The organism is Cedecea sp. NFIX57 (assembly GCF_900177785.1).
Lineage (GTDB): Bacteria > Pseudomonadota > Gammaproteobacteria > Enterobacterales > Enterobacteriaceae > Cedecea > Cedecea neteri_C.
The window spans coordinates 80,252-95,186 of sequence record NZ_FXAS01000003.1 but is presented as its reverse complement, the minus strand read 5'-3'; the positions used below and the strand labels follow the sequence as shown (position 1 = coordinate 95,186).

Genomic DNA, 14,935 nt, shown 5'->3' with positions numbered 1-14,935 from the left:
CGGTGGATATCATTGATTAATTTCACTTGCGACTTTGGCTGCATTTTGTAAGGTTGAGTGATGTTCTGGCCCACGGCCAGCGCTTACACACGCAATCATCTCTGCAGGATTAAGTCGCTATGAAAAATGTTGGTTTTATTGGCTGGCGCGGTATGGTCGGCTCTGTACTCATGCAACGCATGGTGGAAGAGCGCGATTTTGACGCCATTCGTCCGGTTTTCTTCTCCACTTCCCAGCTTGGGCAGGCAGCCCCTACGTTTGCCGGCACCACCGGCGGTACACTGCAGGACGCATTTGATCTGGAAGCGCTGAAGGCGCTGGATATCATCGTGACCTGCCAGGGCGGCGATTATACCAACGAAATCTATCCAAAGCTCCGTGAAAGCGGCTGGCAAGGTTACTGGATCGACGCAGCTTCTTCTCTACGCATGAAAGATGACGCGATTATTATCCTCGACCCGGTGAACCAGCACGTTATTCAGGAAGGCCTGAACAAAGGCGTGAAAACCTTTGTTGGCGGTAACTGCACCGTCAGCCTGATGCTGATGTCCCTCGGCGGCCTGTTTGCCAACGACCTGGTTGACTGGGTTTCTGTGGCGACATACCAGGCGGCGTCCGGCGGCGGCGCGCGTCACATGCGCGAGCTGCTGAACCAAATGGGCCAGCTGTACGGCGAAGTTTCTACCGAACTGGCAAATCCGGCTTCTGCCATCCTTGATATCGAACGTAAGGTCACCGAACTTGGCCGCAGTGGCAAGCTGCCAGTGGATAACTTTGGTGTGCCACTGGCCGGGAGCCTGATCCCGTGGATCGACAAGCAGCTCGACAACGGCCAGAGCCGTGAAGAGTGGAAAGGCCAGGCTGAAACCAACAAAATTCTTGCGACCTCTGCCGCTATCCCGGTTGACGGACTGTGCGTGCGCGTAGGCGCGCTGCGCTGCCATAGCCAGGCATTCACCATCAAGCTGAAGAAAGACGTATCCATTCCCACCGTGGAAGAGCTGCTGGCCGCGCACAACCCGTGGGCGAAAGTGGTGCCAAACGACCGTGATATCACCATGCGTGAACTGACGCCAGCCGCGGTTACCGGCACGCTGTCGACGCCAGTTGGCCGTCTGCGCAAGCTGAACATGGGGCCGGAGTATCTCTCCGCCTTCACCGTTGGCGACCAGCTACTGTGGGGCGCCGCCGAACCGCTGCGCAGAATGCTGCGGTCACTCGCATAATTACACTTATTTACCCGAGGGGCTTTGTGGCCCCTCTTTTTTTGCCTGCCATTTAAGGTACAACGGAAGTCATTAATTAATTTCACGAGGAGTTAATAAAGCGTTGGCTATGCTTAAGTCAGCACGCGCAAGCGTTTTGGCGAGTATTGGGCGAACTGGCTTACAGGAGTTGCGCGCCGTTCGTCGGGGTCAATGATAAGTGTCGTATCCGCACGCAGGCGTAGGGCGGGTCATCGGTGACACATAAAAAAGGAAAATGCCATGTCTGTTCTGCCGGAAAAAGACGTGATTAATGCGCTAATTGCGGGTCATTTTGCCGATCCGTTTTCCCTGCTGGGAATGCACCAAACTGACGCCGGGCTTGAAGTCCGGGCGCTGCTGCCTGACGCCACCGAAGTCTGGGTGATTGAGCCTAAGACGGGGCGTAAGGTCGCCCAGCTTGATTGCCTCGATTCCCGCGGCTTCTTCTGTGGGCTGATTCCTCGCCGTAAAAACGCTTTTCGCTACCAGCTTGCGGTTATCTGGCATGGCCAGGAAAACCTGATCGACGATCCCTACCGTTTTGGCCCTTTCATTCAGGAACTGGACAGTTGGCTGCTTTCAGAAGGCACACATTTACGCCCTTACGAAACGTTGGGTGCACACGCCGATACAATGGACGGTGTGTCCGGCACTCGCTTCTCGCTTTGGGCTCCGAATGCCCGGCGAGTCTCCGTGGTGGGGCAGTTTAACTATTGGGATAGCCGCCGCCATCCCATGCGCCTGCGGAGAGAAAGCGGCATCTGGGAACTGTTTATCCCAGGGGCGCATAACGGCCAGCTTTATAAATTTGAACTGCTGGACGCCGAAGGGCGGCTGCGTATTAAAGCCGATCCTTATGCTTTTGAAGCGCAAATGCGCCCGGAAACGGCTTCGCTGATTTGTGGCCTGCCAGAGAAAACTACGCTTAGCCCCGAGCGGCAGAAAGCTAATGGCTTTGATCAGCCCATCTCCATCTATGAGGTGCACCTCGGCTCCTGGCGTCGCCACACCGACAATAATTTCTGGCTTAGCTACCGGGAGCTGGCGGATCAGCTCATTCCCTACGTTAAAGAGATGGGCTTTACCCATCTTGAACTGCTGCCGGTTAACGAACATCCCTTTGACGGCAGCTGGGGCTATCAGCCGCAGGGGCTTTACGCCCCGACGCGCCGTTTCGGCACCCGCGATGATTTTCTTTACCTGATCAGAACCGCCCACGAAGCCGGGCTTAACGTTCTGCTGGACTGGGTACCTGGCCATTTCCCGACGGATGACGCCGGCCTGGCGAAGTTCGACGGCACCGCGCTGTATGAGCACGGTAATCCGCAAGAGGGTTACCACCATGACTGGAACACGCTGATTTACAACTATGGCCGCCGGGAAGTCAGCAACTATCTGGTGGGCAACGCGCTCTACTGGATTGAGCGGTTTGGCATAGATGGCCTGCGCGTGGATGCTGTGGCCTCGATGATTTACCGCGATTATAGCCGGGAAAGCGGCCAATGGGTGCCGAATGAATACGGCGGGCGTGAGAACCTGGAAGCGATTGAGTTTCTGCGTAGCACCAACCGCATCATCGGCGAGCAAACGCCGGGCGCGGTGACGATGGCGGAAGAGTCCACCGATTTTGCCGGCGTTTCTCGTCCACCGAGTATGGGCGGGCTAGGCTTCTGGTTTAAATGGAACCTGGGCTGGATGCACGACACGCTTGATTACATGAAGCTCGACCCGGTTTACCGCCAGTACCATCACGACAAAATGACTTTTGGCATGCTGTACAACGGTACCGAAAACTTTGTGCTGCCGCTGTCCCACGATGAAGTTGTGCACGGCAAAAAATCGATTCTCGATCGTATGCCGGGAGATGCCTGGCAGAAGTTCGCCAACCTTCGTGCTTATTACGGCTGGATGTGGGCATTTCCGGGCAAAAAGCTGCTGTTTATGGGCAACGAATTTGCCCAGGGGAGAGAGTGGAACCACGACAGCAGCCTCGACTGGCACCTGTTGCAAGGCGGCGATAACTGGCATCACGGCGTGCAGCGCCTCGTGCGCGACTTGAATCATACCTATCGGCGCCACGCGGCATTGCATCAGCTGGATTTTGACGGTTACGGTTTTGAATGGCTGGTGGTGGAAGATAAGGCCAATTCGGTCTTTATTTTCGTGCGGCGTGATGCCGAGGGCAATGAAGTGATTGTTGTCAGTAACTTTACGCCGGTGCCGCGCTACCACTATCGCTTCGGCATCAATCAGCCAGGGCGCTGGCGTGAAGAGCTCAACACCGACTCCATGCACTATCACGGTAGCAACGCGGGCAACAGCGGTACGGTGAGCAGTGAGGCGGTGCCGAGCCACGGCCGCGACAATTCGCTGTGTATTACGCTGCCGCCGCTGTCCACGCTCTGGTTGATCCGTGAGGGCGACGCATGACGCAGCTTACGCAAGGCAATCCGGCTCCCTTTGGGGCGTATTTCGACGGCAAAGGCGTTAACTTCACGCTCTATTCTGTGCATGCGGAAAAGGTCGAGCTGTGCCTGTTCGACGAGCATGGACACGAGCGCCGCTACGACATGCCTGCGCGCTCCGGAGATATCTGGCACGGCTATTTGCCGGATGGCAAGCCGGGACAACTGTACGGCTACCGGGTTCATGGCCCTTGGGCGCCGGAACAGGGCCACCGTTTCAACCCGGCGAAGCTGCTGCTCGATCCCTGCGCTCGCGTGGTCGTGGGCGGTGCCGAAGACCATCCGCATTTTCACTGCGGCTATGATGAGCCCAACCTTGAAGACAGCGCTCCACACATGGCGAAGTGCGTGGTGGTCAGAGAGAAATTTGACTGGGAAGACGACCGGCCGCTACGAACGCCGTGGGGCAACACGGTTATCTATGAAGCCCACGTTCGCGGGCTGACGCTACTTCACCCCGGCATCCCGGAAGATCTGCGTGGGACTTATGCAGCGCTGGGGCACCCGATGATGATCGACTACTTCAAACGCCTGGGCATCACAGCGCTTGAATTGCTGCCCGTGGCGCATTTTGTTACCGAACCCCGCATTTCGCAGCTTGGGCTGAGTAACTATTGGGGCTACAACCCTCGAGCTTTCTATGCCGTTGAAAGCTACTACGCGATAGATCAAAACCCTCACAACGCCGCCAATGAACTGCGAGGTGCCATCAAAGCGCTGCATCAAGCCGGGATTGAAGTGATCCTCGACATTGTGCTGAACCACAGCGCGGAGCTGGACAAGGACGGCCCAACCCTGTCGCTGAGCGGAATCGACAACCGTAGCTATTATTGGTTAATGGACAACGGTGATTACCAAAACTGGACCGGCTGCGGGAACACCCTGAATCTCAGCACGCCGGGCGTGGTTGCCCAGATGATCGATTGCCTGCGCTACTGGGTAGACAGTTTTCACGTGGACGGTTTCCGGTTCGATCTGGCTTCGGTGATGGGGCGCACGCCCGAATTTCGGCAGGACGCCCCGCTGTTTGAGGCGATCAAAAACGATCCTCACCTGTCGCAGGTGAAGCTGATTGCGGAGCCCTGGGACATCGGCCAGGGGGGTTATCAGGTCGGCAATTTCCCACCGCTGTTTGCCGAATGGAACGATCATTTCAGGGACGGGATGCGCCGCTTCTGGCTCCAGCAGGATCTCTCTTTGGGCGGCTTCGCCTGCCGCTTTGCCGGCTCGAGCGATGTTTATCGCCACGGCGAAAGGCTGCCTTCCACCAGCATTAATTTAATCACCGCCCATGATGGTTTTACGCTGCGGGATTGCGTAAGTTTTAACCAGAAGCATAACGAAGCCAACGGCGAAGATAATCGCGACGGCACCAACAGCAATTTTAGCAACAACTATGGATTTGAAGGGCTTGAAGCCAGCCTGATTACCAAGGAACGGCGGCGCGACAGCGTACATGCCCTGCTCACCACGCTGCTGCTCTCGCAGGGCACACCGATGCTGCTTGCCGGGGATGAACACGGCCACAGCCAGCACGGCAACAACAACGCCTACTGCCAGGATAACGTGCTGACCTGGCTTGACTGGGCTGAGGGCAACGACGGCCTGACGGCCTTTACGGCGGCGCTCCTCCAGCTGCGGCAGGCTATCCCGGCGCTGACCGCCAACCGCTGGTGGGAAGAGGGTGATGGCAACGTCCGCTGGCTGAATAAAGACGCGCAGCCCCTGAACGTCGATGAATGGCAAAACGGCGTACATCGCCTGCAAATCCAGCTGTCCGACCGCTGGCTTATCGCAATTAACGCGACCGAAGAAGTTGCGGACATCGTTCTACCTGAGGGGGAATGGCACGCCGTTCCTCCGTTTGCCGGAGAGGACAACCCGGTCGTGATGGTTGTATGGCATGGTCCCGCGCACGGAGTTTGCGTGTTCCACAAGTCATGAAAAAGGAGTTCGTCATGGTTAGGTTTGAGAAAAACGATCCGCTGATGTTGGCCCGCCAACTGCCCATCAAATCTGTTGCGTTAATTCTGGCCGGTGGCCGCGGGACTCGACTGAAGGATCTCACGTCGACCCGCGCCAAGCCTGCTGTTCACTTTGGCGGCAAGTTCCGCATTATTGATTTTGCGCTATCCAACTGCATTAACTCCGGTATTCGCCGCATTGGGGTAATTACTCAGTATCAATCGCACACCCTGGTGCAGCATATTCAGCGCGGCTGGTCTTTCTTTAGTGAAGAGATGAACGAGTTTGTGGATTTGCTGCCCGCTCAGCAGCGCGTACACGGTGAGAACTGGTACCGCGGCACGGCGGACGCCGTGACCCAGAACCTCGACATTATTCGCCGTTACGACGCCGAATATGTGGTGATCCTTGCCGGGGATCACATCTACAAGCAGGACTACTCGCGGATGTTGATCGATCACGTCGAAAAGGGCGCGCGCTGCACCGTGGCCTGTATGCCAGTGCCGGTGCATGAAGCATCAGCGTTTGGCGTTATGGCGGTGGATGCGGACGAAAAAATCATCGATTTCGTAGAGAAGCCGGAAAACCCGCCGACGATGCCCAACGACAGCAGTAAGTCTCTGGCCAGCATGGGCATTTACGTTTTCGATGCGGATTACCTGTTCAAGCTTCTGGAAGAAGATGACCAGGATGAAAACTCCAGCCACGATTTTGGCAAAGATATTATCCCGAAAATCACCCGTGCGGGCGAAGCCTACGCTCACCCGTTCCCGCTCTCCTGCGTACAGTCCGACCCTAACGCCGAACCTTACTGGCGCGATGTGGGCACGCTGGAAGCCTACTGGAAAGCGAACCTTGACCTGGCCTCGGTGATGCCGGAACTGGATATGTATGACCAGGCCTGGCCGATCCGCACCCATATGGAGCCGCTGCCGCCCGCTAAATTCGTTCAGGATCGCTCCGGTAGCCACGGTATGACGCTGAACTCGCTGGTGTCCGGCGGCTGCATTATTTCGGGTTCAGTCGTCGTGCAGTCGGTGCTGTTTCCTCGCGTGCGTATCAACTCGTTCTGCAACATCGATTCATCCGTCTTGCTGCCGGACGTTATTGTCGGGCGCTCCTGCCGGTTACGCCGCTGCATTATCGACCGCGCCTGCGTGATCCCTGAGGGAATGGTGGTTGGCGAAAATGCCGAAGAGGACGTGCGCCGTTTTTACCGCTCTGAAGAGGGCATCGTACTGGTCACGCGTGAGATGCTGGCGAAGCTGCAGGGCTGAAACGCGTTGAAGATTGGCCTGCGCACGGTGATGCCGTGCGCGGTTATTTTATCGTTCGGCGTTGCCTGATGATTAAGACACAGCGCCGCGACTTTCCATATGGGAGCGATAATGCAGGTCTTACATGTCTGTTCCGAGATGTTTCCTTTGCTGAAAACGGGCGGCCTTGCGGACGTGCTGGGCGCTTTGCCCGCGGCACAAATTGCCGGCGGTGTTGATACGCGCGTCCTGCTGCCCGCTTTTCCTGATGTACGGCGAGGAATCGAAGATATTCAGGTGGTTGCTCACCGACAGACGTTCGCGGGCGATATGCGCCTGCTCTACGGCCACTACAACGGCGTTGGCGTTTACCTGATTGATGCCCCCCATCTTTATGAACGCCCGGGCAGCCCATACCACGACACAAACCAGTTCGCTTACCAGGACAACGTGCTGCGCTTTGCGCTGCTTGGCTGGGTTGGGGCAGAAATGGCCTGTGGCCTGGATCCTTACTGGCATCCTGATGTGGTCCATGCCCACGACTGGCACGCCGGGCTGACTCCGGCCTACCTCGAGGTTCGCGGGCGGCCAGCGAAGTCGGTATTTACCGTTCACAACCTTGCCTATCAGGGAATGTTCTATGCTCATCACTTAAGTGAAATTGATTTGCCGTGGTGGGTTTACGACATGAACGGGCTGGAATTCCACGGCCAGATTTCGTACCTGAAGGCCGGGCTTTACTATGCGGACCACATTACCGCCGTCAGTCCAACCTATGCGAGGGAGATTACTGACCCGCATTTTGCCTATGGCATGGAAGGGCTGCTGCGCCAGCGCCAGCGTGAAGGGCGTCTGTCGGGCATTTTAAACGGCGTGGACGACAAGATTTGGAACCCGGAAAGCGACCTGCTGCTGGCCTCGCGGTATAACCGCGATTCGCTGGAGGATAAAGCCGAAAACAAACGACAACTGCAGGTGGCGATGGGGCTGAAGGTGAACGACAAAGTCCCGCTGTTCGCGGTGGTCAGTCGGTTAACCAACCAAAAAGGGCTGGATCTGGTGCTTGAGGCTCTGCCCGGGTTGCTGGAGCAGGGCGGCCAGCTGGCGCTGTTGGGCGCCGGGGATTCCGTGTTGCAGGAAGGGTTCCTGGCAGCAGCGGCCGAGCATCCCGGTCAGGTCGGCGTCCAGATTGGGTATCACGAGGCATTTTCTCACCGCATCATGGGCGGTGCTGACGTGATTTTAGTTCCGAGCCGCTTTGAGCCCTGCGGCTTAACGCAGCTCTACGGCCTGAAATATGGCACTTTGCCGCTGGTGCGGCGAACCGGTGGCCTGGCCGACACCGTGTCTGATACTTCGCTTGAGAATCTGGCCGACGGTGTGGCTACCGGTTTTGTGTTTGAAGACAGTAATGCCTGGTCGCTGCTCCGCGCGATTCGGCGTGCTTTCGTGCTGTGGTCCCGTCCGTCGCTGTGGCGTTATGTGCAGCGGCAGGCAATGAATATGGATTTTAGCTGGCAGGTAGCGGCGCAGTCATACCGCGACCTTTATCAACGCTTGATGTAATTACCCATACACCAGGAATCACTGATATGAACGCACCCTTCTCCTATGCATCACCCACGCTGAGCGTCGAGGCGCTTAAACACTCGATTGCCTATAAGCTGATGTTTACGGTGGGGAAAGACCCTGCCATCGCCAATAAACACGAGTGGCTTAATGCGACGCTCTTTGCCGTACGTGACAGGCTGGTGGAGCGCTGGCTGCGTTCCAACCGCGCCCAGCTTTCTCAGGAAGTCCGCCAGGTTTACTACCTGTCGATGGAGTTTCTGATTGGGCGCACGTTGTCGAACGCGCTGCTTTCTCTCGGCATCTATGAAGATGTGAAAAATGCCCTCGAAGAGATGGGCCTCGACCTCGAAGAGTTGATTGACGAGGAGAACGACCCTGGCCTTGGCAACGGTGGCTTAGGGCGTCTCGCCGCCTGTTTCCTCGATTCGCTGGCGACCCTGGGGCTGCCGGGGCGTGGCTACGGCATCCGCTACGACTACGGGATGTTTAAGCAAAACATTGTTGATGGCCGCCAGAAAGAGTCGCCGGATTACTGGCTGGAGTACGGCAACCCGTGGGAGTTTAAGCGCCACAATACGCGCTACAAGGTGCGTTTCGGCGGACGTATTCAGCAGGAGGGGAAAAAGGCTCGCTGGGTCGAAACCGAAGAGATCCTGGCGGTCGCCTATGACCAGATTATTCCGGGCTACGACACCGACGCGACCAACACGCTGCGGCTGTGGAACGCCCAGGCGAGCAGCGAGATCAACCTCGGTAAGTTTAACCAGGGTGATTACTTCGCGGCGGTGGAAGACAAAAACCACTCCGAGAACGTGTCCCGTGTGCTTTATCCCGATGACTCGACCTATTCGGGGCGCGAGCTGCGTCTGCGCCAGGAATACTTCCTGGTTTCATCAACCATGCAGGACATCCTGAGCCGCCATTATCAACTGCATAAAACCTATGCCAATCTTGCGGATAAAATTGCGATTCACCTGAATGACACCCACCCGGTGCTGTCTATCCCAGAGCTGATGCGGCTGCTGATTGACGAGCATAAGTTTGAATGGGAAGAAGCGTTCGAGGTGACCTGCCAGGTCTTCTCGTACACCAACCACACGCTGATGAGCGAGGCGCTGGAAACCTGGCCGGTGGACATGCTCGGCAAAATCCTGCCGCGCCATCTGCAGATAATCTTTGAGATTAACGACTACTTCCTGAAAACCCTGCAGGAGCAGTACCCGAACGACACGGGGCTACTGGGCAGGGCATCTATTATCGACGAATCCAACGGCAGGCGTGTGCGAATGGCCTGGCTTGCGGTGGTGGTCAGCCATAAGGTGAATGGCGTGTCTGAACTGCACTCCAACCTGATGGTACAGTCCCTGTTTGCCGACTTTGCCAGTATCTTCCCGATGCGTTTTAGCAACAAAACGAACGGCGTAACGCCGCGCCGCTGGCTGGCGCTTGCCAACCCGGCGCTGTCTGAAGTGCTGGATGAGAATATCGGGCAGACCTGGCGCACGGACTTAAGCCAGCTGAACGACCTTAAACAGCACATTGACTACCCGACGGTGCATCAGGCGGTGCGCAAGGCCAAGCTGGCGAATAAAAAACGGCTGGCAACGTACATCGGGCAGCAACTCAACGTGGTGGTGAACCCGGATGCTTTGTTCGACGTGCAGATTAAGCGCATTCATGAATATAAGCGTCAGTTAATGAACGTGTTGCATGTGATCACCCGCTATAACCGTATCAAAGCCGATCCGGAGGCGGAATGGGTGCCACGCGTGAATATTTTCGCGGGTAAAGCGGCGTCGGCCTATTACATGGCGAAGCATATTATCCATCTTATCAATGATGTAGCTGAGGTGATCAACAATGACCTGCAGGTTAAAGATAAACTGAAAGTGGTGTTTATCCCCAACTACAGTGTCAGTCTCGCCCAGTTGATTATTCCAGCGGCAGATCTCTCCGAGCAAATTTCGCTGGCGGGAACCGAAGCTTCCGGCACCAGTAATATGAAGTTCGCACTTAACGGAGCACTGACCATTGGTACGCTGGACGGTGCTAACGTGGAGATGCTCGACCACGTCGGCAAGGACAACATCTTTATCTTCGGCAACACCGCAGAAGAGGTGGAGGCGCTTCGCAGTAAAGGCTATAACCCTCGGGAGTATTACGAGAAGGACGAAGAGTTGCGCCAGGTGCTGACGCAAGTCGCGACGGGGGCATTCAGCCCCGGAGAGCCGGGGCGTTATCGGGACTTGGTGGACTCGTTGATTAACTTTGGCGATCACTACCAGGTGCTGGCGGATTACCGCAGCTATGTGGACTGCCAGGACAAGGTGGATGAGGTTTACCAGCAGCCGGAGGAGTGGACTATCCGCACCATGCACAATATCGCCAATATGGGCTATTTCTCGTCCGACAGGACGATTCAGGAGTACGCCGACGAGATTTGGCATATCAAGCCGGTGAGATTGTAACTTTTCCCCTCACCCTAACCCTCTCCCCACAGGGGAGAGGGGATCAGAATAGCGATGCTTATTCATCCCCCGACTTACATGGGAGAAAAGGACCAGATTCTTTCCTCCCTCTCCCCATGGGGCAGAGGGGATCAGAACGGCACTATAGCTTTACTCCCTCTCCCTTTTAGGGAGAGGGCCGGGGTGAGGGTAAACTCAGCAAAGCTCCAGCTGCACGTTATTCTCTTTAATCACCTGCATCACGCCCGCCGGTGGCACCACGTCGGTATAAACGGTATCCACCAGGCTAATGCTGCCCAGATTCACCATCGCATTACGGCCAAACTTCGAGTGGTCCACGACCAACAACACGCTGCGGGAGTTTTCGATAATCGCGCGTTTGGTGCGAACTTCGTGGTAGTCGAACTCCAGCAAAGAACCATCGCTGTCGATGCCGCTGATGCCGAGAATGCCAAAATCGAGGCGGAACTGGGAAATAAAGTCCAGCGTGGCCTCGCCGATAATGCCGCCATCGCGGCTGCGCAGCTCTCCGCCTGCCAGGATGATACGGAAATCTTCTTTCGCCATCAGCGTGTTGGCCACGTTGAGGTTGTTGGTCACAATGCGCAGATTGCTGTGATTAAGCAGCGCATGCGCCACGGCCTCCGGCGTCGTGCCAATGTCGATAAACAGCGTAGCGCCGTTAGGGATTTGGCTGGCAACCTTCTGCGCAATACGCTCTTTTTCCGCGGTTTGCGTTGCTTTTCGGTCGTGCCACGGCGTGTTAACCGAGCTGGAGGGCAGGGCCGCACCGCCGTGGTGGCGCAGGATCATGTTCTGATCGGCCAGGTCATTTAAATCCCGGCGGATGGTTTGCGGGCTGACGGCAAACTGTTCCACCAACTCTTCGGTACTGACGTATCCCTGCTGCTTAACCAGCTCAATAATCGCGTCATGACGTTGTGTCTGCTTCACAAGCTACTCCAGCATTGTTATGTTCGTTTTCGCGCATTCAGGGTATCTACCAGCGCCATCGCCAGGCCAACCAGCATGCCGGTCAGGTGCGCTGGAATGACAGCGGACTGAGTAAAGACCTCAATAACCAACCAAATCACGGCAAACGCCAGCAGCCCGCGCTGCATCTGAATGCCGCTTTCAGGGTCCCGTTCTCCGCGTAACCAGACATAACCCATCAGCGCAAACACCGTGCCTGACAGGCCGCCAAATAGCGGGCCGGTAAATTTCGCCTGCATAAAACCGCTCAACAGGGTGGAGATAAGTGTCAGCGTCAGCAGTTTGCCGGTGCCGAGGCGTTTTTCCAGCGCGCCGCCTAAATACCACCACCATAGTAGGTTAAAGAGGATATGCATCAAGGAGAAATGCAGTAATCCGTGCGTGAAATAACGCCAAAACTCAAAGCGCTGCTCGGGCACGAGCGGCCAGCCAAGCACGGAGATCACCGGGCCGAAACCCACGATATTGAGCAGGACAAACAGCGCGATGCACACGCCAATGACGATAAGCGTCAGCGGGCCGGCGCGCTCTTTGATGGTGGCGAAAAACGGATAGCGTTTATAGCTGAAACCCACGCCGCTGTGGCCGGTGCTCCAACTGGCGGCCTGGTAACGCGGGTCGCCAGGGTTCGCGACGAACTTTTCCAGCTCGGCGCGAACGTACTGTACCTGGCTTTCATCGGCCAGCCAGACATCGCTTTGCGTATGCTGCTGAATAGTAAGAATAACGCCCTGCGTTGCCATGTAATCGACAAAAGCCTGCGCCACGCGCGGGTTGGCGAAAGAGGTAATCATGATCATGAAAGTTTAACCAACTTCGTCTATAAAGCCGTACAAAGGCAAGCAGTATACCTGCAGGGAGCGACAAGGGCTGAACTTTACGCGCCGTGCGCGACTTCAGCCGGGAAATGGCGGTGCCAGGCGTCAAAGCCACCGTCGATGCTGTAGACCTGGTCATAGCCTTGCTGCAGCAGATATTGGGCGGCGCCTTTGCTGCTATTGCCGTGGTAGCACATCACCATGACCGGCGTGTCGAAGTCGGTTTGCTGCATAAAATTCACCAGCGTGTCGTTGGTGAGGTGGTAGGCCCCCGGCGTGTGTCCCATGGCAAAGCTCTGCGGATCGCGGATATCCACCAATACCGCCTGCTGCTGCTGGAGTTTCTGGTGTGCTTCTTCCACACCAATACATTCAAATTGATCCATGGTTTTACTCGTCGAGAAAGAAAGGAAACAAGGGGCATGTTAAGGCATCGCGCCCCGCTGGCGCTGATATTAACGCCAATATGTTATCCATATCACGTAGAAATGTTTTTATTTCGTTACCAAAGCGAGCGAACACTTGCTATCATGAGCGATATCGAACATTTTTGAGCTTTAACGAAAGTGCGTGAGGGCAACATGGAAACCAAAGATCTGATTGTTATTGGCGGTGGAATCAACGGCGCCGGTATTGCGGCGGATGCCGCTGGCCGCGGGTTATCCGTGTTGATGCTGGAGGGACAGGATTTGGCCTGTGCGACCTCTTCCGCCAGCTCTAAGCTGATTCACGGCGGCCTGCGCTACCTGGAACATTACGAGTTTCGCCTGGTGAGTGAAGCGCTGGCCGAACGTGAAGTGCTGTTGAAAATGGCACCGCACATTGCCTTCCCGATGCGCTTTCGTTTACCGCACCGGCCACACCTCCGTCCGGCATGGATGATTCGAACTGGCCTGTTTATGTACGATCATTTGGGCAAACGCACCAGTTTACCGGCTTCTACCGGCTTGCGTTTTGGCGCAGACTCCGTGCTGAAGCCTGAGATCGTGCGCGGTTTCGAATATTCCGACTGCTGGGTGGATGATGCTCGCCTGGTGCTGGCCAACGCCCAAATGGTGACCCGCAAGGGTGGAGAGGTGAAAACCCGCACTCGCGCTACCAAAGCAACCCGTGAAAACGGGCTGTGGGTCGTCGAAGCGCAGGATATTGATACCGGCGAAACCTTCACCTGGCGCGCAAAAGGCCTGGTGAACGCCACTGGCCCATGGGTGAAAACCTTCTTTGACGAAGGGCTACACCTGCCGTCGCCTTACGGTATCCGCCTGATCAAAGGCAGCCACATTGTGGTGCCTCGCGTGCATACCCAGAAACAGGCCTATATCCTGCAAAACGAAGATAAGCGTATCGTGTTTGTGATCCCGTGGATGGATGAGTTCTCCATCATCGGCACCACCGACGTGGAGTACCACGGCGACCCTAAAGCGGTGCAGATCGACGACAAAGAAGTGGGCTATCTGCTGAATGTTTATAACGCGCACTTCAAAAAGACGCTCACCAAAGACGATATCGTCTGGACCTATTCTGGCGTGCGCCCGCTGTGTGACGATGAGTCCGATTCTCCGCAGGCGGTAACCCGCGATTACACCCTGGATATTCATGACGAAAATGGCCAGGCACCGCTGCTGTCGGTCTTCGGCGGTAAGCTGACGACCTACCGTAAGCTGGCTGAACATGCGCTGGATAAGCTGGAGCGTTACTACCCGAATATCGGTCCGGCCTGGACCAAAGAGTGCCGCTTGCCTGGCGGTGATATCGGTGGCGATCGCGATGATTATGCGGCCAAACTGCGCCGTCGCTACGGTTTCCTGACCGAAAGCCTTGCCCGCCACCTGGCGCGCACTTACGGCAGCAACAGCGACCTGGTATTGGGTGAAGCTAAATCCGTGAGCGATCTGGGCGACGATTTTGGCCATGAGTTCTATGAAGCCGAGCTTCGTTACCTGGTGGAGCATGAGTGGGTCAGATGCGCGGAAGATGCGCTGTGGCGCCGAACCAAATTGGGCATGTGGCTGAATGAAGAGCAGCAGGCGCGGGTGGCGCAGTGGCTGGTAAAGCAGGCGGCTAAAGCGGGATTGTCGCTGGCGTCTTAACCGGGATATCTCTTCCCTTTCGCTGTTTCCGACGGCTCAACCGCCCCTCACCCCGGCCCTC

10 protein-coding genes are annotated in these 14,935 nt (G+C 56.4%); 7 read left to right on the top strand and 3 right to left on the bottom strand.

Annotated features, from left to right (window positions below; genetic code table 11):
• Positions 1-119 precede the first annotated feature (119 nt).
• The 6 genes from asd to glgP all read left to right on the top strand — a co-directional run bounded on the left by asd (position 120) and on the right by glgP (position 10,973).
• On the top strand, positions 120-1,226 hold the full coding sequence (asd, locus tag B9Y90_RS03085) for an aspartate-semialdehyde dehydrogenase (RefSeq protein ID WP_085540175.1): 1,107 nt from the start codon (positions 120-122) through the stop codon (positions 1,224-1,226).
• Between the two features lie 261 nt (positions 1,227-1,487).
• On the top strand, positions 1,488-3,677 hold the full coding sequence (glgB, locus tag B9Y90_RS03080) for a 1,4-alpha-glucan branching enzyme (protein WP_085540174.1): 2,190 nt from the start codon (positions 1,488-1,490) through the stop codon (positions 3,675-3,677).
• The gene (glgX, locus tag B9Y90_RS03075) at positions 3,674-5,656 is read left to right on the top strand and encodes a glycogen debranching protein GlgX (protein ID WP_085540173.1); all 1,983 of its coding nucleotides are present in this window, start codon (positions 3,674-3,676) and stop codon (positions 5,654-5,656) included. Before glgB ends, glgX begins: the two co-directional genes overlap by 4 nt.
• 14 nt (positions 5,657-5,670) lie before the next feature.
• Positions 5,671-6,954, top strand: a complete 1,284-nt coding sequence (gene glgC / locus B9Y90_RS03070) for a glucose-1-phosphate adenylyltransferase (protein WP_085540172.1) — start codon at positions 5,671-5,673, stop codon at positions 6,952-6,954.
• Positions 6,955-7,065: 111 nt separating this feature from the next.
• Positions 7,066-8,499, top strand: a complete 1,434-nt coding sequence (gene glgA / locus B9Y90_RS03065; protein ID WP_085540171.1) for a glycogen synthase GlgA — start codon at positions 7,066-7,068, stop codon at positions 8,497-8,499.
• Between the two features lie 26 nt (positions 8,500-8,525).
• Positions 8,526-10,973, top strand: a complete 2,448-nt coding sequence (gene glgP / locus B9Y90_RS03060; protein WP_039288510.1) for a glycogen phosphorylase — start codon at positions 8,526-8,528, stop codon at positions 10,971-10,973.
• 195 nt (positions 10,974-11,168) lie between these two features.
• Here glgP and B9Y90_RS03055 read toward each other — a convergent pair whose 3' ends face one another.
• From B9Y90_RS03055 to glpE, 3 genes are all read right to left on the bottom strand, one after another.
• Complete coding sequence (locus B9Y90_RS03055; RefSeq protein ID WP_008457897.1) at positions 11,169-11,927, bottom strand: DeoR/GlpR family transcriptional regulator; 759 nt, start codon at positions 11,925-11,927, stop codon at positions 11,169-11,171.
• 17 nt (positions 11,928-11,944) lie between these two features.
• The gene (gene glpG, locus B9Y90_RS03050) at positions 11,945-12,766 is read right to left on the bottom strand and encodes a rhomboid family intramembrane serine protease GlpG (RefSeq protein ID WP_085540170.1); all 822 of its coding nucleotides are present in this window, start codon (positions 12,764-12,766) and stop codon (positions 11,945-11,947) included.
• A gap of 77 nt (positions 12,767-12,843) precedes the next feature.
• On the bottom strand, positions 12,844-13,170 hold the full coding sequence (glpE, locus tag B9Y90_RS03045) for a thiosulfate sulfurtransferase GlpE (protein WP_008457894.1): 327 nt from the start codon (positions 13,168-13,170) through the stop codon (positions 12,844-12,846).
• Positions 13,171-13,365: 195 nt separating this feature from the next.
• On the opposite strand from glpE, the gene glpD reads away from it, so the two are divergent.
• Entirely contained in the window at positions 13,366-14,874 is a 1,509-nt protein-coding gene (glpD, locus tag B9Y90_RS03040; RefSeq protein ID WP_085540169.1) for a glycerol-3-phosphate dehydrogenase, read from the top strand.
• Positions 14,875-14,935 lie beyond the last annotated feature (61 nt).